Annotated in this window: 15 protein-coding genes; 6 read left to right on the forward strand and 9 right to left on the reverse strand. The window is 72.9% G+C overall.

The genetic code is table 11. The annotated features are described in order from the left end of the window. Positions 1–1335: AAA family ATPase (locus VIM26_RS14680; RefSeq protein WP_331952444.1), on the reverse strand; the 1335-nt coding region annotated here is incomplete at its 3' end. 30 nt (positions 1336–1365) lie between these two features. On the opposite strand from VIM26_RS14680, the gene VIM26_RS14685 reads away from it, so the two are divergent. Next, positions 1366–6345 carry an ATP-dependent helicase gene (locus VIM26_RS14685; RefSeq protein ID WP_331952446.1) on the forward strand — a complete coding sequence of 1660 codons (4980 nt, stop codon included), beginning with the start codon at positions 1366–1368 and terminating at the stop codon, positions 6343–6345. A 63-nt stretch (positions 6346–6408) separates the two neighbouring features. Continuing rightward, positions 6409–7206 carry an Fpg/Nei family DNA glycosylase gene (locus VIM26_RS14690; RefSeq protein ID WP_331952448.1) on the forward strand — a complete coding sequence of 266 codons (798 nt, stop codon included), beginning with the start codon at positions 6409–6411 and terminating at the stop codon, positions 7204–7206. 19 nt (positions 7207–7225) lie between these two features. Here the strand turns inward: VIM26_RS14690 and VIM26_RS14695 are convergent, their stop codons facing one another. From VIM26_RS14695 to pgsA, 3 genes are all read right to left on the reverse strand, one after another. After that, a complete protein-coding gene (locus VIM26_RS14695) occupies positions 7226–7573 on the reverse strand; it encodes a helix-turn-helix transcriptional regulator (RefSeq protein WP_331952450.1) in 348 nt (115 codons plus the stop codon). A 173-nt stretch (positions 7574–7746) separates the two neighbouring features. Beyond that, entirely contained in the window at positions 7747–8319 is a 573-nt protein-coding gene (locus VIM26_RS14700) for a nicotinamide-nucleotide amidohydrolase family protein (RefSeq protein WP_331952452.1), read from the reverse strand. Between the two features lie 14 nt (positions 8320–8333). Continuing rightward, on the reverse strand, positions 8334–8912 hold the full coding sequence (gene pgsA, locus VIM26_RS14705) for a CDP-diacylglycerol--glycerol-3-phosphate 3-phosphatidyltransferase (RefSeq protein WP_331952454.1): 579 nt from the start codon (positions 8910–8912) through the stop codon (positions 8334–8336). A gap of 84 nt (positions 8913–8996) precedes the next feature. Here pgsA and VIM26_RS14710 point away from each other — a divergent pair, with 84 nt between their 5' ends. Then, positions 8997–9227: a hypothetical protein gene (locus VIM26_RS14710; RefSeq protein ID WP_331952455.1), complete on the forward strand. Its 231-nt coding sequence runs from the start codon at positions 8997–8999 to the stop codon at positions 9225–9227. Positions 9228–9245: 18 nt separating this feature from the next. On the opposite strand, the gene VIM26_RS14715 is transcribed toward VIM26_RS14710, so the two are convergent. The 3 genes from VIM26_RS14715 to VIM26_RS14725 form a co-directional block, all read right to left on the reverse strand. Beyond that, the gene (locus VIM26_RS14715) at positions 9246–11876 is read right to left on the reverse strand and encodes a DNA translocase FtsK (protein ID WP_331952457.1); all 2631 of its coding nucleotides are present in this window, start codon (positions 11874–11876) and stop codon (positions 9246–9248) included. Positions 11877–11942: 66 nt separating this feature from the next. Then, a complete protein-coding gene (locus tag VIM26_RS14720) occupies positions 11943–14504 on the reverse strand; it encodes a putative bifunctional diguanylate cyclase/phosphodiesterase (RefSeq protein WP_331952459.1) in 2562 nt (853 codons plus the stop codon). An 83-nt stretch (positions 14505–14587) separates the two neighbouring features. Next, positions 14588–15532, reverse strand: coding sequence for an NAD-dependent epimerase/dehydratase family protein (locus tag VIM26_RS14725; protein ID WP_331952461.1), 945 nt, complete (start codon positions 15530–15532; stop codon positions 14588–14590). Between the two features lie 149 nt (positions 15533–15681). Between VIM26_RS14725 and VIM26_RS14730 the strand changes: the two genes are divergently transcribed. Then, entirely contained in the window at positions 15682–16401 is a 720-nt protein-coding gene (locus tag VIM26_RS14730) for a TetR/AcrR family transcriptional regulator (protein ID WP_331952462.1), read from the forward strand. Here the strand turns inward: VIM26_RS14730 and VIM26_RS14735 are convergent. Beyond that, positions 16381–16935 carry a GNAT family N-acetyltransferase gene (locus VIM26_RS14735; protein WP_331952464.1) on the reverse strand — a complete coding sequence of 185 codons (555 nt, stop codon included), beginning with the start codon at positions 16933–16935 and terminating at the stop codon, positions 16381–16383. The genes VIM26_RS14730 and VIM26_RS14735 overlap by 21 nt on opposite strands. 610 nt (positions 16936–17545) lie before the next feature. Then, positions 17546–18001: a DUF2809 domain-containing protein gene (locus VIM26_RS14740; RefSeq protein WP_331952466.1), complete on the reverse strand. Its 456-nt coding sequence runs from the start codon at positions 17999–18001 to the stop codon at positions 17546–17548. Between the two features lie 425 nt (positions 18002–18426). Here VIM26_RS14740 and VIM26_RS14745 point away from each other — a divergent pair, with 425 nt between their 5' ends. Together VIM26_RS14745 and VIM26_RS14750 are read left to right on the forward strand one after the other, a co-directional pair. Then, positions 18427–20094 (forward strand): S8 family peptidase, encoded by a 1668-nt coding sequence (locus VIM26_RS14745; protein WP_331952468.1) that lies wholly within the window; start codon positions 18427–18429, stop codon positions 20092–20094. A gap of 73 nt (positions 20095–20167) precedes the next feature. Continuing rightward, the gene (locus VIM26_RS14750) at positions 20168–20692 is read left to right on the forward strand and encodes a GNAT family N-acetyltransferase (RefSeq protein ID WP_331952470.1); all 525 of its coding nucleotides are present in this window, start codon (positions 20168–20170) and stop codon (positions 20690–20692) included. Positions 20693–20804: the final 112 nt, after the last annotated feature.

The raw sequence follows: 20804 nt of genomic DNA on the forward strand, positions 1-20804 counted from the left end.
GACCTCGGTGTCTGAGAGCGATCCGATCGAAAGCGTCGACGCGTTCCGCTTCCCGCCGCCCCAGTTGCTGCGGCGATCGAGGAGCTCCGGTCGAGCCGTCGCAACGAGGAGGAGCGGCACGCCGCCGGCCCAGTCGGCGAGGTGGTCGACGAAATCGAGCAAACCGTTGTCGGCCCAATGCAGATCCTCGAAGACGAGCACGAGCGGGCCTCGGTCGGCAACGGCCTCGATGAGGCGGCGCCAGGCCGAGAACGCCTCAATCCGGTTGTCACCCGAGAAGTCGTCGGCGGCGAGAAGGCCGACGAGCGGCCGCACGTGCCCCTCGACCCAGCTGCGTTCGTCGGCGTCGTCGAAGAGGTCCGCGAGAGCCGCCGCGAGCTTCGCGTTCGCTTCGCCGGCGGAATCGCTTTCGAGGATGCCCACGTGTGACTTCACGATCTCACCGAGCGCCCAGTAGCTCAGGCTTTCGCCGTACGGAAGCGACCGGCCCTGCCGCCAGGTGATCAGCTCGGGGTCTGCGTCGACCATCTGGAAGAGCTCCGTCACGAGCCGGGTCTTGCCGATGCCCGGAACGCCGACCAGCGTGACGAGCTGGGTCGTGTGCTCGGCGCGGCAGTGGGCGAGCGCGTCGGCAAGCACCCCGCGCTCTCGTGTGCGGCCGATCAATGGTCCGCGGCGCTGTTCTTCGACGTCGAGTCCGAAGCGCGACCGTGCGGCGACGACCTCCCAGACGCGCACCGGCTCGGACTTGCCTTTGGCATCGACCGGCGGGGCGTCCCGGTACTCGATCGCCTGGCTCGTCGCGCGCATCGTCGCCTCTCCCACGAGGATGCCGCCGACCGGCGCCGCCGACTGGAGGCGCGCCGCGGTATTGACGACGTCGCCCGAGACCATGCCCTCGCCCTCGCTCGGGCGCGCCCCGAGCGCGACGAGCGCCTCACCGGTATTCACCGCGGTCCGGATCTGCAGGTCTTCGCCGACCGCATCGCGGATCGCGAGTGCAGCGCGGACGGCGCGTTCCGGATCGTCTTCGTGCGCGACGGGGGCGCCGAAGACCGCCATCACCGCGTCGCCGATGAACTTCTCGACGGTTCCGCCGAAGCGCTCGATCTCCGCCCGCAGGCGCGAGTAATAGGGAGAGAGCGTCGCCCTCACGTCCTCGGGATCGAGCTTCTCGGCGCGGCTCGTGAAGCCGACGAGGTCGGTGAAAAGGACGGTCACAACCTTCCGCTCCTCCCGGGCGGTTGGCGCCGCCGCCGTCAGCGAGGCGCCGCACATCCCACACAGGCGGAAGCCGTCCGGGTTCTCCTGGGCACAAGCGGGGCAGACCTGCATGGCCCTACGCTAAATGCTTACCCTGGACAGGTGGAAGCTCTGGGGGTGTTCAGCGAGGCGACGCGGGCCTGGTTCGAGCGCTCGTTCGACGCGCCGACCCCCGCCCAGGAGCAAGGCTGGCCCGTCATCGCGTCGGGCGAGCACACGCTGATCCAGGCGCCGACCGGCTCGGGCAAGACGCTCGCGGCGTTCCTGTGGGCGCTGGACGCGCTGATCGCGGCCCCGCCGACCGCACCGGGGGCGCCGGACTCGTCCGCCCAAGGCGCGGGCGCCAGCCCCGTCGAGCGCTGCCGGGTCGTGTACGTCTCACCGCTCAAGGCGCTGGCCTCCGACGTGGAGCGCAACCTGCGCTCGCCGCTGGTCGGGATCCGGCACGCCGCGGCCCGGCTCGGGATCACCGTCCCGGACGTCACGGTCGGGGTCCGCACGGGCGACACCCCGCCGGCCGAGCGACGCGCGTTCGCGACCAAGCCACCCGACATCCTCATCACCACGCCCGAGTCGCTCTACCTCGTGCTGACCTCGGCGGCCCGCGCGGGGCTCGCCGGGGTGCGGACCGTGATCCTCGACGAGATCCACGCCGTCGCCGGCACCAAGCGCGGCACCCACCTCGCGGTCACCCTCGAGCGGCTCGACGCGCTGCTGCCCGCGCCCGCGCAGCGCATCGGGCTCTCCGCGACGGTGCGCCCCGTCGAGGCGGTCGCGGCGTTCCTCGGCGGTGGGCGGACCCCCGCCGACGGCGGCCGACGCGTCGTGGTGGTCCAGCCGCCGTCGACCAAGCGGATCGAGGTCGACGTCGTCGTGCCGGTGCCGGACCTCTCGGACCTGGCCTCGGCGCCGGCGCCGGGGCGCCCGAGCACCGGTGACGGCCTGCCGCCGCTGCCCGTCGGGGAGGTCGACCTGTCCGGGCCGGCGGCCGGCTCCCCGGCGCGACCCTCGATCTGGCCACACGTCGAGGAGAGCGTCGTCGACCTGGTCGCCGCGCACCGCTCGACGCTCGTGTTCACCAACTCCCGGCGCGGGGCCGAGCGCCTGACCGCGCGGATGAACGAGGTGTGGGCGGAGCGCAACGGGGCGGACGTGCCCGACCCCGGGACGCTGCGCCCCGCGCAGGCCCCGGCGCAGTCGGGCACCGCGGTCGGCATCGACACCGCGGACGCGCAGACGATCCTGGCCCGGGCGCACCACGGTTCGATGAGCCGCGCGGAGCGGACCCGCACCGAGACCGAGCTCAAGGCGGGGCGGCTGCCCGCGGTGGTCGCGACGTCGTCCCTCGAGCTCGGCATCGACATGGGCGCGATCGACCTCGTGGTGCAGGTCGGCGCGCCGCCGTCGGTCGCGAGCGGTCTGCAGCGCGTGGGCCGCGCCGGGCACCAGGTCGGCGCGATCTCGCGCGGCGTGGTGTTCCCGACGTTCCGCGGGGACCTCGTGCCGTCGGCCGTGATCGCGGGCCGGATGCGCCGCGGGCAGATCGAGCGGCTCGCGGTCCCGGCGAACCCGCTGGACGTGCTCGCCCAGCAGATCGTCGCGATGGTCGCCGTCGAGGACTGGACGGTCACCGAGCTCGCCCGGGTGATCCGGCGCGCGTCCCCGTTCGCGGGCCTGGGCGACGCGACGCTGCACGCCGTGCTGGACATGCTGGCGGGGCGGTACCCGAGCGAGGAGTTCGCCGAGCTGCGGGCCAGGATCGTGTGGGACCGCACGACCGACGTGCTCACCGCACGCCCCGGCGCGCTGCGCCTGGCGGTCACGAGCGGCGGGACGATCCCGGACCGCGGCCTGTACGGGGTGTTCCTGGCAAGCAGCGCGACCCCGTCGTCGGGCGTCCAGGCCGACGAGGAGCGCACCGGCGGGCGGCTGCGCGGCGGCAAGCGGGTCGGGGAGCTCGACGAGGAGATGGTCTACGAGTCGCGCGTCGGTGACACGTTCACCCTCGGCTCGAGCACCTGGCGGATCGAGGACATCACCCCGGACCGGGTCCTGGTCACCCCGGCCCCGGGGGTGCCGGGCCGGCTGCCGTTCTGGAAGGGCGACGCCCCCGGGCGCCCCGCCGAGCTGGGTCGCGCGATGGGCGCCTGGGTGCGCGAGCTGGGCCGCGCCGGTGCCGACGACGCGCGCGCCGAGGTGGAGCGCGCCGGGCTCGACCGGTGGGCCGCGGACAACCTGCTCGCCTACCTCGGCGAGCAGCGCGCGGCGACCGGGCAGCTGCCCGACGACCAGACGATCGTCGTCGAACGCTTCCGGGACGAGATCGGCGACTGGCGCGTCGTGATCCATTCCCCGTTCGGCGCGCGCGTGCACGCGCCCTGGGCACTGGTGATCGCGGCGCGGATGCGGGTGCGGTACGGCGTGGACGCCGCGGCGATGCACGCCGACGACGGCATCGTGCTGCGGCTGCCGGACATGCTGGCCGGCGACGACGCCGCCGCGTTCCACGAGGACGCCGGGCCGGCGATCGACGCCGCCGACCTGCTGCTCGATCCGGAGGACGTGGCCGACGCCGTGCGCGCCGAGCTGGGCGGCTCGGCGATGTTCGGGGCCCGGTTCCGGGAGGCCGCCGCCCGCGCCCTGCTGCTGCCCCGGCGCCGCCCGGACCGCCGCACGCCGCTGTGGCAGCAGCGCCAGCGCTCGGCCCAGCTGCTGAGCGTCGCCGCGCAGTACCCGGACTTCCCGATCCTGCTCGAGGCGGTGCGCGAGTGCCTCCAGGACGACTTCGACGTGGCCGCGCTGGTCGAGCTGATGGGCGACGTGGCCGCGCGCCGGGTGCGGCTGGTGGAGGTCACCACGCGCACGCCGTCGCCGTTCGCGCAGTCGCTGCTGTTCGGCTACACCGCCCAGTTCCTGTACGACGGCGACGCGCCGCTCGCCGAGCGCCGGGCCGCCGCGCTCACCCTCGACCCGACCCTGCTCGCCGAGCTGCTCGGGCAGGGCGGCGCGTCCCAGCTCGCTGACCTGCTCGACCCGGTCGCGGTGCTGCGCACGGAGGCGGAGCTCGCGGGCCTCGCCCCGGACCGCCAGGCCCGGCACCTGGAGGACCTGGCCGACGTCGTGCGCAGGCACGGCCCGCTCACCACGTCCGACGCCGCGGCGCGTACCCGGGAGGAGGTGCGCGGCGAGGCGGCCGGGTGGCTCGCGGAGCTCGAGGCGTCCCGGCGGGTGATCCGGGTGCGGCTCGCCGGGGTCGGGCCAGTTGGATCGAGCGGACCGCCCGGCACGAATGGCGGGGCGGACCGGACCGAGCAGTGGGCGGCCGTCGAGGACGCGGGCCGGCTGCGCGACGCGCTCGGCGTCGCCCTGCCGGTGGGGGTGCCGGAGGCCTTCACCGAGCTGCTGCCCGACCCGCTTGGCGACCTGGTGCGCCGCTACGCCCGCACGCACGGCCCGTTCCCCGCCTCGGGCGTCGCGGCCAGGTTCGGCATCGGGGTCGCGGTCGCGACCGACGTGCTGCGCCGGCTCGAGGCCGCGGGCGCGCTCGCCTCGGGGCGGCTGCGGCCGGAGTCGCTCGGCGGGACCGGGCACGAGTTCTGCGACACCGAGGTGCTGCGCATGCTGCGCCGGCGCTCGCTGGCCGCGCTGCGCGCCGAGGTGGAACCCGTCGAGCAGCAGGCGCTCGGGGTGTTCCTGCCGCGCTGGCAGGGGATCGGGCGGCTGCACGGGGTGGACGGCGTCGCGCGCGCCGTCGAACAGCTGGCCGGGGTCGCGGTGCCCGCGTCCGCGCTCGAGACGCACGTGCTGCCGGCCCGGGTGAGCGACTACTCCCCCGCGATGCTCGACGAGCTGACCGCCGCCGGGGAGGTGCTGTGGGCCGGGCACGGGTCGCTCGCCGCCCGCGACGGGCTGGTCAGCCTGCACCCCGCGGCGACCGCGGACCTCACGCTGCCGCTGCCGGTGGACATCGAGGGTGACCCGAGCATCGACACCGCGCTGCACCGCGCGGTGCTGGCCGCGCTCGCCGGGGGCGGTGCCTTCTTCCTCGGCGGGCTCGCGGCCCGGGTGGCCGGGCTGCTGGCCGAGGCCGAGGCCGAGGCCGACGTGGCGACGCTGCCGGGAGCAGCGGCCGCGCCCTCGCAGGCGTCGGTCGCCGCCGCCGTCTGGGATCTGGTCTGGGCGGGGTTCGTGACCAACGACGGGCTCACCCCGCTGCGGGCCCGGCTCGGCTCGGGCGGCGGCGGCGGGACCGCCCACCGGGTGCGCGCACCCACCCCGCGCACGCGGGCGATGCTGCGCGGAGCGCGGCTGGGGCTGCGCGCGGGCCTGCCGCGACCGGGCGGCGTCGTCGGGCAGGAGGCGGGCGGCAGGTGGTCGCTGCTGCCCGCGCGCGAGCTCGACCCGACCGTGCGCGCGCACGCGCTGGCCGCCCAGCTGCTGGACCGGCACGGGGTGCTTACCCGCGCCGTCGCGCCGGCCGAGGGGATCTCGGGGCAGTTCGGAGCGATCTACCGCGTGCTTGCCGCCCTGGAGCAGGCCGGTCGGGTGCGCCGCGGCTACTTCGTCGAGCATCTCGGCGGGTCGCAGTTCGCGCTGCCTGGCGCGGTCGACCAGCTCCGCGCGGACGCGAAGGAGGCGACCGGGACGGACGAGGGCGCGCCGGGGTTGCTGCTCGCCGCGACGGACCCGGCGAACCCGTACGGCGCCGCGCTCGCGTGGCCGGCGCCCGTGGTGGGTTCGGGGGCGGGCGCGGTGCCCGGTGCCGGCGACCCGGCGCGGCACCGGCCCGGGCGCAAGGCGGGTGCGGTGGTCGTGCTGGTCGCGGGCGCGCTGGTGCTCTATGTCGAGCGGGGCGGGCGCACGCTGCTGTCGTTCACCGACGACGCTGCGCTGCTCACCGCCGCGGCCGGCCGGCTCGCCGAGACGGCACGCACGGGGCGCCTCGGGCGGATCATCGTCCAGCGCGGCGACGGCGCGGCGCTGCTGGGCGGGGACACGTTGCGCAGCCCGCTGGGTCACGCGCTCACCGCCGTAGGGTTCGCGCCGACGCCCCGCGGCCTGCGGCTGCGCGGTCAGGCGTGAGGAACGGCCCGGTCGTGACCGGGCGGTTCGTCGGTGCGGTCGGGCACGCCGTGGGTGGGCACCGTGCCCGAGGGTGACGTCCTGCGCCGCACCGCCGCCCGGCTCGACGCCGCGCTCACCGGTCACGTGCTGACCCGCGCCGAGCTGCGTTGGCCGACCGCCGCCGAGGTCGACCTGGTCGGCCGCGCCGTGCTCGGCACGGTCTCGTACGGCAAGCACCTGCTGACCCGTTTCGACGACGCGCGCACCCTGCACACGCACCTGCGCATGGAGGGCTCGTGGGCCGTTGCCCGGACGGGCTCACCGGCCGCGGCGGCCCGCGGGGCGTTCGTGCGGGTCGTGCTGGGTGCGGCCACCTGGACGGCGACCGGGACCAGGATCGGGATGCTCGACGTCGTCGCGACGCGTGACGAGCACACGGTGATCGGGCACCTCGGACCGGACCTGCTCGATCCGGACTTCGAAGGCTCGGGCCTCCCCGAGGCGCTGCGCCGGTTCGCCGACCGCGCGGACACCCCCGTGGCGGAGGTCCTGCTGGACCAGCGCGTCGCGGCGGGGATCGGCACGATCTACGCGGCCGAGTCGCTGTTCGCCCGCAGGCTGTGGCCGTGGACGCCTGCCGACCGGGTCGCGGACCCCGGCGCGCTGCTGCTCACCGCGCGCACCCTGATGGCCCGTTCGGTCGCGGCGCGGAGCCCGACCGCTACCGGCGAGCTCGTCCGTGGGCGCACGGCCCTGGTGCATGGCAGGGCGAATCTGCCGTGCCGGCGGTGCGGCACGCCGATCGCCGTCGGGCAGGCAAACGAACCGCCCAGGGAGCGGGCGATCTACTACTGTCCCGGGTGCCAGGCGCGCTCGTAGCGCGCCTGGGCGGAGATGCTCAGCCGACGGGTGCGAGCACGCCGCGGACGCGGGCACGAGCCAGGCCCGAATCAGGCGAACGCCGCAACGAGGCGGTCAGCTCGGCCGGAACGGTGTCCGGGATCGACAGACCCTCGGCGACCGCGATGCGGTCGCTGACCTCGCGGAGCACGAGCGACAGCGGCACGTCCAGCGCGCCGCAGATGCTGCCGAGCAGCTCCGACGACGCTTCCTTCTGACCTCGTTCGACCTCACTCAGGTACCCGAGCGAAACCCGAGCTGCCGAGGACACCTCACGCAGGGTGCGCCCTTGCCGTTGGCGGGCATCTCGCAGCACATCACCGATCTCGCGGCGTAGTACGACCACTGGGCGTCCCCCTCTCGTGTCTCGTTCGAGCGCCTTCGGCTGTACCGGAACCGGCCCGTTTGGCCGGCGAACCGTCACAGTCGCAGTGGCGCGTCCCCTACTGGGGAGATTCCTACCGTACCCCGGGCCATGGACAGTGCCGTCTGCCGCGCGGTTCGTTGGCCTGTTCTGCATCACATTTCATCCAACGTGCTCGGTGCTCCGCCTGTTCCCTGATCCCGAACGGCCCTGCCTGTTCCGTGTTCGCGGACGACGTCGACCGCGAGGCCGAGCACGAGGTCCCGCGCCGCGATCCGCACCGCGTGCCGGTCCCCGGGCAGCTGCGCCGAGCCGACCCGGACGCCGTCGGCGGTCGCGACCGCGACGTGCACCGTGCCGGGCCCGTGCCCGTCGGTTGCACCGGGACCGGCCACGCCGGTCGTCGCCAGCCCGACGTCGGCGCCCAGCCGCTCGCGCACCCCCGCGGCCATCGCGCCCGCGACGTCGGGGTCCACCGCACCGCGCGCGGCGAGCAGGTCGCCGTCGACGCCGAGCAGGCTGGTCTTGAGATCGGTCGCATACGCGACCACCCCGCCCCGCACGGTTTTGGAGGCGCCGGCGATGTCGACGAGCGAGGCGCACACGAGACCGCCGGTGAGCGACTCCGCGACCGCGACCGTCCACCGGCGGGCGCACAGCGCTGCGAGCAGGTCGGCGGCGAGCGGGTCAGGAGCGAGCCTGTCGGTTGCGAGTTGGTCGGACGGCACGGGAGGTGCTCGCCTCAACCCGGCAGCGCGTCGGCGCGCAACCGGATCGCCTGCCGCACGTAGTCGGCGCCGGTCACCACCGTGATCGCGACGGCGAGGCCCATCACGATGCCCGCGAACACCTCCGCGACCGCCGGCAGCTCGACGAGCGGCAGCAGGTAGATCGAGATCGCGATGGCCTGCATGACGGTCTTGAACTTGCCGCCCCGCGAGACCGGCAACGTCGCGTACCGCATCATCAGGAACCGCATCGCGGTGATCCCGAGCTCGCGCACCAGGATCACGACCGTGACCCACCAGGGCAGGTCGCCGAGCACGGAGAGGATGACCAGGGCGGTCCCGACGAGCAGCTTGTCCGCGATCGGGTCCAGCAGCGCGCCCAGCTCGGTGACCATGTTGTGCCGTCGGGCGATGTAGCCGTCGAGCTTGTCGGTACTCGCCGCGAGGACGAAGATCCCGGTCGCGAGGAGCCGCCAGCTCACGGCGTGCCCGCCGTCCGCAAGGACCGCGACCGCGAAGAACGGGACGAGCGCGATGCGCCCGATCGTTACCGCGTTCGCGAGATTCCACTGGGAGGGAGCGTCCGCGACCACCACATCAGCGTAGGCGTTCGGCGCACCTCTTCCCGACACCCGATCGGGCCCCATCGGGCCCTCACCCGTCAATATGGTCGATTTGTGAGGAGTCAGCCCGCGTCTGCGCGACGACGATGGGTCCTTCGGGGGGTCGCGATCCTCGGCGCTCTGGTGCTGCTCGCCGGCATCGGGTGGGGCGCGGCCCTCGTGTGGCGCGCGACCGTCGCCCCTGCCGTCGCCGGGGCGGCAGCCGCCGCGACGCCCGGCTCGTACGACTTCGCGCCGCCCGGACTTGTCAGCCGCTACGCGCCCCAGGGACCGCGTTCGCGCTGACAACTCGGGGTGGGGGCGCTATTCGGCGTCGTCGTGGTAGTCCTTCGCCTCGGGTGGCATGCCCGCACCACTTGCGACCTGGTCGAACGCGTCGTCGCCGTCGGGGTTCGGCTCGCCGCGGAGCATCGCGAGGGTCCCCGCCAGGTCGTCCGGCCCGACCAGGACCTCGCGGGCCTTGGAGCCCTCCGAGGGTCCGACGATCTCGCGCGACTCCAGCAGGTCCATCAGCCGGCCGGCCTTGGCGAACCCGACGCGCAGCTTGCGCTGGAGCATCGAGGTCGAGCCGAACTGGGTCGTCACGCACAGCTCGGCGGCCTGCAGCAGCAGGTCCAGGTCGTCGCCGATGTCCTCGTCGACCTGCTTGCGCACGACCGTCGCGGCGACATCCTTGCGGTAGACGGGCTTGAGCTGGCTCTTGACGTGCGCGACGACGGCGTGGATCTCGGACTCGGTGACCCAGGCGCCCTGGGTACGCATCGGCTTCGCGGCACCCATCGGCAGGAACAGCGCGTCACCCTGGCCGATGAGCTTCTCCGCGCCGGGCTGGTCGAGCACGACCCGCGAGTCCGTCAGGGACGACGTCGCGAAGGCGAGTCGGGAGGGCACGTTCGCCTTGATCAGGCCCGTCACGACATCGACGCTCGGGCGCTGGGTCGCGAGCACGAGGTGGATGCCCGCGGCGCGTGCGAGCTGGGTGATCCGCTGGATCGAGGCCTCGACGTCACGCGGGGCGACCATCATGAGGTCCGCGAGCTCGTCGACGACGACCAGCAGGTAGGGGTACGGCGCGATCTTGCGCTCGCTGCCGGGCAGCGGCTTGAGCTTGCCCGAGCGGACCGCGGCGTTGAAGTCGTCGAGGTGCTTGAACCCGAACAGGGCGAGGTCGTCGTACCGCGACTCCATCTCCCGCACGACCCACTCGAGGGCCTCGGCGGCCTTCTTCGGGTTCGTGATGATGGGCGTGATGAGGTGCGGGATGCCCTCGTAGATCGTCAGCTCGACGCGCTTGGGGTCCACGAGCACCATGCGGACCTCGTCGGGCGTGGAGCGCATCAGGATCGAGACGATCATCGAGTTCACGAAGCTCGACTTGCCCGCGCCGGTCGCGCCGGCCACGAGCAGGTGGGGCATCTTGGCGAGGTTGGCCACGACGTAGCCGCCCTCGACGTCCTTCCCGACGCCGATCACCATGGGGTGCTCGCTGCGCCGCGCGGCCGAAGACCGCAGCACGTCGCCGAGGGAGACCGTCTCGCGGTCCGTGTTGGGGATCTCGATGCCGATCGCGGACTTGCCCGGGATCGGGGACAGGATGCGCACGTCCGCGCTCGCCACCGCGTAGGCGATGTTCTTGCTCAGCGCGGTGACGCGCTCGACCTTCACGGCGGGACCGAGCTCGACCTCGTACCGGGTCACGGTCGGGCCGCGCATGAAGCCGGTGACCCGCGCGTCGATCTCGAACTGCGTCAGCACGCTGGTCAGCGACTCGACGACGCGGTCGTTGGCCGCGGAGCGCAGCTTGTGCGGGGGGCCCTTCTCGAGCACGTCCTCCGGCGGGAGGGTGTAGACAACGTCGCCCTCGAGCATCGGCTGCTCGCCGCGCGGCACGCCCTTGGTCGGGGGCGCGACCAGTGCGCGGGGAAGCCTGGACCCCGCGAGCACCGTGGTCGGCGCGGTCGCGGTCGAGGGTTCCGCCTCGTCCGCGACGCGCGCGGCCTCCACGATCGCGGCGGCCTTGAACGCCTCGTCGGCCTCGTACGCCTCGAGCCGGTCGGCGTCCGAGACGCCGGGCGCGCGCTTCTTGCCCGACAGCGCCCGCCGCAGGCCCTTCTTGGGGCGCGGCTCGACCTCCTCGGTCGCGGTGTGGCCGGCGTTGATGACCAGGGGCGCGTCGTCGTCAGGAGCCGGTCCGTCCGGGTGGTGGTTGCCGGTGAGGCGGTCGTAACCGGCGCGCAGGCGCGGGCCGATCTGGTGCACGGGCGTCGCGGTGACGACCAGCACGCCGAAGAACGAGAGCAGCACGAGCAGCGGGACGGCCACCCACGCCGACAGTGCGCTGGTCAGCGGGGTACCGAGGAGGTAGCCGACGACGCCGCCCGCGTCCTGCACGGGCCGGACGTCGTCGAACGGGTCGGGCAGGCCGGCCGAGATCTGGACCAGGGCACAGATCGCGACACCGATCGCGGACACCCCAATGGTGACCCTGGACGTGTCCTGGGTGCGGTCCGGGTGCCGCATGAGCCGGATGGCGAGGCCCAGCAGCACGAGGGGCAGGGCGAGGCCGACCCGGCCGAAGGTGCCCGCGACGACGTCGTGCACGACGTCGCCCGCGGTGCCCGAGAGGTTCCACCACTCGCGGGCGGCGACGACGACCGCCAGGCCCAGGAGCGTGAACGCGAAGCCGTCCCGGCGGTGGGCGGGGTCCAGGTCGCGTGCGCCGCGCCCGATCCGGCGCGCGGTGCCGCCGATGAGGTGGGCGAAGCCCATCCACACGCCGCGCACGGCGCGCACCGGCAGCGCCGGCCGGGTCGGGGCGGGTTTGCGTCCGGCGGGACGCGGTGCGGAGCCGCCGCGCGAGGTGCCGCGGGCCGCCGGGGTAGTCCGTTTACGGGTCGCGGGGGCGCGTCCGGAGGAAGACGTACGGGTCGCCATGCTGACAAACGTACCTGCGGCCGGGTTCGGCGCGGGCGGGACACCCCGGGACCTGCGCAACGGTGGCTAGCGGCTCAGGAACTTCACCAGCCCGTCGGCGGGCAGCGCCGGGGCGTACAGGAAGCCCTGCGCCCCGGCGCAGCCGAGGTCGCGCAGGAGCCGCTCCTGGTCGGCCAGCTCGATGCCCTCGGCCGTGACGGCGATGTCCAGCCGATCGGCGAGGGCGACCACTCCGGCGACCAGCTTGCGGTCGTTGGTCTGCGTGGTGATGTGGGTGACGAAGCTGCGGTCGATCTTCAGGACGTCGATCGGGTAGCGGCGCAGATAGGTCAGCGAGCCGTAGCCGGTGCCGAAGTCGTCGATCGCGAGCTCGATGCCGCGCTGCCGGATCCCGTCGAGGTTGGCCTTCACCGTGGAGCTGTCGCTCAGCACGGTGGTCTCGGTGATCTCCACGCACAGCAGGCCCGGGTCGAGCCCGCTCAAGGCGAGGGCCTGGTCGAGGGTGGTCAGCAGCCCGAGCTGGCTGAGCTCCGGCGGGGAGAGGTTGACCCGCAGGACCAGTCGGCGCGAGGGGTCCTGCGTCGCCCACCCGGCGGCGTCGGCGCACGCCTGGCGCAGGACCCAGGCCCCGATGTCGAGGATGAGCCCGCTGTCCTCGGCCACGTCGATGAACTGCGCCGCGACGCGCAGCCGACCGTCGGGGTGGTGCCAGCGCAGCAGCGCCTCGGCGGCCCGGACGGACCCGTCGCGCAGGTCGATCTCCGGTTGGTACCAGACCGCCAGCTCCTCGTGGGCGAGGGCGCGGCGCAGGTCGCCCTCCAGGCGCATCCGGGCGTCCACGGTGCGCCGCAGGTCGTCGGTGAACCGCGCGACGCGATCGCGGCCGCTGACCTTGGCCGCGTACATCGCCGTGTCGGCCTCGCGGATCAGGTCGATGGCCCGCCGGACCGGGTCGACCCCGGGCACCGTCAGGGCGATGCCCACCGAGGCGGTGGCGTACAGCTCGGTGCCGCCCACCGTGATGGGCTCCCGGGACTGCATCACGAGCCGCTCGGCCAGCCGGACTGCGTCCGAGGGGTCGTCGAGGCCGCGCAGCAGCACCACGAACTCGTCGCCGCCGGGCCGGGCGACCAGGTCGACCGAGCGCACCGACGCCGCGATCCGCCGCGCCACGCCGCGGAGGAACTCATCGCCGACGCCGTGCCCCAGGGCGTCGTTGATGTTCTTGAAGTGGTCGAGGTCCACCATCAGCAGCGCCGTGGTCCGACCCGACCCGTTCCCGACGGCGAGCGCCCGGTCCGCCTCGTCCACCAGCAAGGTCCGGTTCGCCAGGCCGGTCAGTGGATCGTGGCTGGCGGCGTAGGCCAGCTTCGCCTCCGCCGCCTTGCGATCCGCGATGTCGACGATGGCGCCCGCGACGGCCACCAGGGTGCCGAACTGGTCCAGCTTCGCGCGGGTTCGGCACGACACCCACCGGTAGGTCCCGTCCGAGCGGCGGAACCGGAACTCCACGCTCGCCGCACTCGCCGGAACCTCGGCGACCACCTGCCGGAACCGGTCCAGGTCCACCGGGTGGATGAACTCGTCGACGTCGTGCGCGACGAGGTCGGCCGGACTCCAGCCGAGAACGTCGGTGACCGAGTCGGACACCCACTCGAAGCGCCAGCCCGGGGTCAGCAGCATGACCACGTCGGACGCGTTCTCGGTCAGGAGCCGGTACCGCGCCTCCGAATCGGCCAGGATGATGGCGGCGGCGCGCTGGTCTGTGACGTCGCGGAACGCTGCCACCACTCCGTCGCCCAAGCGGGCGGCGCGGCACTCGGCGATCGTCGCCGGGGCGCCCTCGTTCGGCTGCTGCACCTCCAGGAGGGCTGGCTCGCCGGTCATGACCACGTGCACGAACGCGTCGAGGACGCCGACCTCCCGGAACTGGGGGTGGAGCTGCAGGAGCCGCTTCCCCAGCAGGTTCGTGCCAGGGTGCAGCGCCGCCTTCGCCGGGTTCGCGTAGGTCCATTCGAAGTCGATGATCTCCCCGGTATCACCGCGCACCGCACGCAACGTCGAGATCGCGTCGGGCAGCGTGGCGAGCGTCGTGCGATAGCGCTCCTCGGCGGCTTCGAGCTCCCAGGTCCTGTTCTTCACCCGCTCCTCGAGCTCGTCGACGATCCCGTTCAGCTGCGCGTTCGCCTCGGCGAGCGAGCGGGCGTTCTGCCGGTTCTCGAGGATCGTGGCGACCATGTTTCCGGTATTGACGAGGAACGGCTTGTACGGCCCGAACCGCGCCTCATCATCGACTGCGAGCATCAGGCAGCCGAATGCGCCGCGCGGCGTCCGCATGGCAACCAGGTGCAGGTCCGGCCGGTCCGGCAGGAAGCACATCGGAACCGATGGCCGCTCGACTCTCGGGCAGTGCAGGTCGAGGGCCTCGATGGCCGGTTGGTCCGCGGGCAACAGTTTTCCGGCGTGGCACATGAACGCGTCGGCGATCCCCGGCACCTCGCGCAGCGCCCGCTGCAGGAATTCGGCCATCCGTTCCGCGTCGGGCAGGACGTCGAGGGTCTGGAGCGCGACGAGCAGCTTTCCGAGCACTTCTGCGGCGGGGTCGGGGGCTGGCGCCTTTTCACGCATGAGTGTTTGCTCTTCCGCGCGACAATCCCCCGCCTCACCCATGATTCCACCACCGGCGGCGCGGGTTCAATCCTGCGCAGGGCTCAGGATCGACCGCCCGAATAGCTCAGCAGCGTGTCGTGCAGCGCTTCCTCGACTGCGGTTGCGGTGACCCCGAGCTTGGTGGCGATCTTGGCGGAGTCGACGATGAAGGGCTCGTCGAACTGGTAGCTCATCTCGACGAGCGCTCGCGCCGTGGGGTTGACCAGACCGACCACGCGCAGCAGTGCCGCGGGCAGCTCGCGAACCTTGGTGCGGGGTTGGCCGGCGAGCGTGTAGACGACGTCGGCGAGCTCGCGCGTCGTGCGGGTGTCGGGGTCGTTGGGCAGGTGCCAGACCTGGCCGGTGGCGTCGGGATGCTCGCCGAGCACGGCGAGACCCTCGCCGATGTCGGGGATGTAGCTGTAGGTGTGGGGCTGGTCGAGGTCGCCGAGCACGGTCGCGGTCTTCCCCGCCAGCGCGGGTGCGAACAAGCGGTCACCGAGGTTCGACTGGGCGCCGCCGCGCGGGCCGAAGTAGTCCGACGCCCGGCCGATGGCGACCTCGACGCGGCCGGCCCGATGAGCGGCGAGGAGTTCGAGGGCCATCCGAGCCCGGAGCCGTCCCTTGGTCGTGTGGGCGTCGTACGCGCGGTCCTCGGTCAGCGGCCGCCCGGCCGGGCGGCCATACATGTAGACGTTCTCCATGCTGACGAGCCGCGCGCCGGTCGCCTCGGCCGCGGCGAGCACGCCGGCCTGGAGCGCCGGGAACCGCGCGACCCACTCGGAGTACGGCGGATTCAGAGCCTGGTAGACGACCTGGGCACCCTCGGCGACCGCCGTCGTGAAGGCCGGATCGCTCGCATCACCGCCGACGACGTCGACGTCGTCGGGCACGCGAGCGTGTCCGGAGCGGTTGACGAGCCGGACGGTCTCACCGCGGCGCCGCAGGGCGTCGAACGTGGCCAGGCCGATCGCGCCCGTCCCGAAGATGACGTGCCGCGCGGTCATGCGCCCGGCCCGTCGTCGGACGGCATCGGGTACCCGGCGAGGGCGGTTGTCATGACGGTCTCCTGGATCGCTGCGCACCACTGAGATGTTGACGTACGTTGTACGTTAGTCGTTAACGTACGCTGTACACCATGGAAGGGTCAAGATCCGTGTCAGCCTCTCCGGCGCGTTCGGAGCGCGGCCGTCGCCCGCGGGGATCCGTCACGGCGGAGGGGATCCTCGACGCGGCCGAACGGGTCGCCGCCGAGAGCTACGAACGACTGACCATGCGTGCGGTGGCCGCGGAGCTGGCGGCCTCACCGATGGCCCTCTATCGCTACTTCGCGACCAAGGACGACCTGATCGACGCCCTCCTGGACCGGGTCCTGAGCCGCTTCGAACCCGATCCGCCGACGGACGACTGGCTCGAGGACCTTCGCCGGTTCGCCGTCGCCCACCACCGAGTGCTCGCCGCGCACCCGCAGGCCATCACGTCATTGTTCAACCACCCCACGCCCGGGCGCAGCGCGACCGGTATCGGCGAGCTCGCCCTGGGGATCCTCCGGCGCGGCGGCCTGACCGGCGCGGACGCCGTCGCGGCGTTCTCCGGCTTGCTCGCCCTCAACTACGGCTGGGCGGCGTTCGCGACCGCACGCAGCACCGCGCCACCCGGCGATCCGCGCGACGCGCCGACGCTGCGCAACGCCCTGCTCAGCCTTCCGGCGCAGGCGTACCCGCTCACGGTCGAGGTCGCCGAGGACCTGAGCAGGTACGGCAGCGAGGAACACTTCGAGCGCGCGCTGGGTCACGCGCTGACCGGGATCGGCGCGGTGGCCGCCGCGGGCCCTGGTCCGCGGGGCGCCCGGAGCTCAGACCGGAGCGACGGCTAGCGCGTCGATCCAGTAGCGGCGCTTGGCCGACCAGCCGTCACGCCCGGGTGCGATCCGCTCGAGTTCGCCGCCACAGTTCTCGATGGTCTGCGCCGAACCGACGTTGTCGGCATCACAGGTCACCAGCACGCGCTCGACGCCCTCCCCGCGAGCGATGACGAGGCTCTGGCGCAGCATCTCGGTCGCGTAGCCACGGCGGCGGAAGCCGGGCCGAACCCCGTAGCCGATGTGGCCGCCGACCTCCGCGAGATAGGCATTGAGCAGGTGCCGGATCGAGATCCGTCCCACGATCACGCCGTCGACCTCGGCGACGAGGAAGGTCGACGGGACCCAGCCTTCGGGCAGGTCGACACCGACGCGCTGGTCCTCCAGCCGTGCCAGGTAGGCGGGCCACGATTCCCCGACGGTTCGGTCCAGCAGGAACTCGAACCCGTCGAGGGCGAGCTCGGTGTGTGCCTCCCGCGCCTGCGGTTCGTCCGCTGCCCCGAGCGGACGTAGTCGTAGCGACGAGCTCGAGCCTGTCGTGACACCCACTGGCACACCATTTTCCGGGTCGACGGCGGCTGCGAACAGCCTGGTCAGGTGCATCCTGCCAGGCGGTTGTTTCCCGGGAGCGAAACACGGGTCGGGATGGCGGGTGGTCCGCGGCGGCGTCGACGTGCTGGTCGGAGGCGCTGTCAGGTGCTTGCCGCGACGTGCGTGCTGGCCACCGACCGGTTCCGACTCCCGATGGGCAAAAGCCCAGCCGAGAACGTGCTCGTCGAACCGGGTCGGGTCAGGATTCGGAAGATTCGGTGCGTCAGACGCGCCATATCTTCCCATTCCTGCGCCCGGCGACGGCGGCGGACGCCCGCCGGCCGGTTCTGGTGGGGAATTGACCGTGTTCCGAGCAGATCCGGACCAAAACTCCGTCCCGTCCGAGCGGGGCGCCTCCCGACCGGGCGTCGGGTCAGGATTCGGAAGGTTTGGTGCGTCAGACGCGCCATTTCTTCCCATTCCTACGCCTGGCGGGGGGGGCGTCGAACCGGCGAAATCGCCTCCGGGAGGCGAACTCGAGGCGGGGCTGATGGATCTACGCGTCGCGTCGGGATACGCGTTGCGTCGGGATACGCGTCGCGTCGGGATCTACGCGTTGCGTCGGGATCTACGCGTTGCGTCGGGATCTGCCGGACGCGACGGGACGGGAGGTCGCGCGATCCAGGAGGCACGCCAACAGCGCGCCCCCGGCGTAGGCCGCGAGGTCCACGGCCTGGAACGTGGCGCCGAGGACGTAGCGCGCCGGTGGCCAGGAGGCGACGAGCGCGGCCGGGACGCCGGTCAGCTGGGCGAACTCGATTCCGGCGCACGCCGCGACGGCGACGGCGGCCACGCGCCCGGCGCGCGCCCGGGGCGCCAGGACCGCAGCGAGCAGATAGACCAGCACCGCATACAGGCTGTCGCCGACGATCCCAGCGACGGGGCCGTGCCCGAGCTGGGTCACGACCAGGCCCGCAGCCACGACGCAGACCGCGGCGGCGGCAAGTCGAATGCGCCGGCCCGGTGCTCGAGCGGTCCTGCGTGCCACCGGCGGGGCTGCGGACGGACTCGGGTCAGGCTGCATGGCACCACGCTAGGCGTCAGCCCGAGCAGCCTGCGCCGCACGAGCCCGTGCGGCCGGGCAGCCACGCCTGGTCCTGGACGCTGATCGACCCGGGCTGAGCCGGCCTGAAAATACTTCACGGCCAATTTGCCGGACATTACGGATGAAAACCCGACAATCCGCCGTGAATTTGTTCTGAAATAGCCTCGACGGGCCACCGGGAAACTGCCTATTGACGACGTTATTGAAAACTAAATACTGTGGCTGCTGCAACGTGGTGCGGGCCCGTTGAGCCGAGGGCGCATTTTCCGAGAACCCCAGATCCGTCGACAGAAGGCGTGCGCGGCGGGTATCGCTGCCGACCGCGCGCGTGCGTTCTCGCCATTTCCTCCACGCAGCTCGACTCCCAGGTTGGAACGCCCATGGATCACCGCAGAATGACCCGAATGCACCTCTTGGTCGCCGCCGGTGCGGCCTCGACGCTCCTGCTGGCGACGTCGGCCTCGGCTGCGGTTCCCGGCGCGTCCCCGGCCGCACGGTCGGCCGCGCCGGTCAGCGCGCCGGCGTTCGGAGCGGACGCGGCGGACACGGCCACGGACCGGCTGATCGTGAAGTACCGCGCGACGACCGCAGCCGGGCGGGCGTCGTCGGCCGGGGACCGCAAGGCCCGGATCGAGCAGGCCGCCGCCACGCTGCACGCCACCGTGGCGCATGTGCGCGACAACGGCCTCGGTGCGCAGGTCTGGCAGCTCGACGATGCCTTTCCGGCTGCGGACGTCGCCTCGGTGACGGCCAAGATCGCCCGGGACGACGCGACCGTCGAGTACGCCGAGCCGGACCGCGAGATGCACGCGCTGGCCGCCGCGCCGAACGACCCCCGCTGGACCGATCTGTGGGCCCTGAAGACCACCAGCGTCGGTATCAACGTGCTGGGGGCGTGGGACGTGACCAAGGGTGCGGGCGTGAATGTCGGGGTCATCGACACGGGCTACCGGCCGCACGCCGACCTGGCCGCGAACATCGTCGGCGGGTACGACATGATCAGCGACACGGCGGTGTCGGGCGACGGCAACGGTCGCGACAGCTCCGCGGCCGACCCGGGCGACTACACCGCGGCGAACCAGTGCGCCGCCGGTGAACCGGCCTCGAACTCCAGCTGGCACGGCACCCACGTGTCCGGGACGATCGCCGCCGTCTCGAACAACGGCGTCGGCGTCACCGGCATCGCGCCCGCGGCCAAGGTCGTCCCGCTGCGCACGCTCGGGACCTGCGGCGGCTACACCTCGGACATCGCCGACGCCATGATCTGGGCCTCGGGCGGCACCGTCAGCGGGCTGCCGACGAACGCCAACCGGGCCCGGGTGCTCAACCTGTCGCTCGGTGGGAGCGGCGCGTGCGACACCACCAGCCAGAGCGCGATCAACGCCGCCCGGTCCAACGGTGCGGTGGTCGTCGTCGCCGCCGGCAACGAGGGGGTGAACGTCTCCTACTCGAGCCCGGCCAACTGCTCGGGCGTGGTGGCGGTCGCGGCCTACGGCCCGACGGGCGCGCGCGCCTACTACTCGAACTTCGGCACCCTGGTCGACCTCGCCGCACCGGGCGGGGACCAGAGCGGCGGCACGGCGAACGGCATCCTGTCCACCCTGAACGCCGGCACCACGGCGCCGGGCGCGGACACCTACGGCTACTACCAGGGCACCTCGATGGCCACCCCGCACGTCGCCGCCGTGGCAGCGCTGATGCTCTCGGCCAACCCCGCACTGACCCCGGACCAGGTGGAGAGCCGGCTCAAGTCTTCCTCCCGGCCGTTCGTGGCCAGCTGCGTGAGCTGCGGTTCGGGCATGCTGGATGCGAACGCGGCCGTGCAGGCCGCGATCGGCGCGACGCTCACCTCGACGCTCACCCCGACGGCCAGCACGGCCGACTACGACCCGTACGTCTACAACGCGGCCGGCACGCTCGTCGCGTCGAGCGAGCTGGGCGCCGGGAGCGTCGACCGCGAAGCGGCCACGAACACCGCCGCGAGCAGCGCGGCGTTCTCCGCCAGGATCGTGTACTACGCCGGCGGCACCGGCGCCAGCAACGGCAAGTACACCCTCGGCCTCGCCTGGTGAGCCACCGGATCCGGTTTTCGGAAGAATGTGAGCGTCATTCACGCACATTCTTCCGAAAACCGGGTCGGGACCGCTGCGACCGTGGGAATTGGCCGACGCCGACTTCGTCTTCGACCTGTACTCACGGTGGGAGGTGCAGCGGTTCATCGGCCTGGTTCCGCGGGTCATGGAGTCCCGCGGCGAGGCCGTGGAGAGCATCCGTCGCCGGCAGGAACTGGACCATCCGGTGCACCAGATCTGGGCCGTGGCCGACGCCCGCGACGGGCAGCTGTTCGGAAACCTCCTGCTCAAGCCGATCCCGTCGTCGGCCAGCGACACTCCGCCGAAGCCCGCTGCGGACATCGAGATCGGCTGGCACTTCCACCCGAACTCCTGGGGAAGCGGCTACGCGACCGAAGCGGCGGCGGCGGTCCTGCGGCACGCCTTCGCCCACGACGTCGAGGAGGTCGTCGCGGTCACCGCACCGGACAACCTGCCCTCCCAGCGCGTCTGCACACGCCTAGGCATGACCCCCCGCGGCCAAACAACCCGCTACTACGACACCACCTGCGAGCTCTTCACCCTCCCGAACCCAAACCCGCGTCGTTCGCCGAGGTAGTACCGAACAGCCGAAGTAGAGCGTTGCAGGGCTCTACCTCGGCGCGCAGGTACTACCTCGGCGGGCCGTCGGGGCCGGCGGGGCGGGCGGGGGTCAGGCGGCGACGATGACG

This window comes from Pengzhenrongella sp., from assembly GCF_036565025.1.
Classification (GTDB): domain Bacteria; phylum Actinomycetota; class Actinomycetes; order Actinomycetales; family Cellulomonadaceae; genus Pengzhenrongella.

Excerpts from the sequence above, each read along its gene's own strand:
- VIM26_RS14745 (WP_331952468.1), top strand. The coding sequence starts at position 18,427 with ATGCACCTCTTGGTCGCCGCCGGTGCGGCCTCGACGCTCCTGCTGGCG.
- VIM26_RS14720 (WP_331952459.1), bottom strand. The coding sequence starts at position 14,504 with ATGCGTGAAAAGGCGCCAGCCCCCGACCCCGCCGCAGAAGTGCTCGGA.
- VIM26_RS14725 (WP_331952461.1), bottom strand. The coding sequence starts at position 15,532 with ATGACCGCGCGGCACGTCATCTTCGGGACGGGCGCGATCGGCCTGGCC.
- VIM26_RS14715 (WP_331952457.1), bottom strand. The coding sequence starts at position 11,876 with ATGGCGACCCGTACGTCTTCCTCCGGACGCGCCCCCGCGACCCGTAAA.
- VIM26_RS14740 (WP_331952466.1), bottom strand. The coding sequence starts at position 18,001 with ATGCAGCCTGACCCGAGTCCGTCCGCAGCCCCGCCGGTGGCACGCAGG.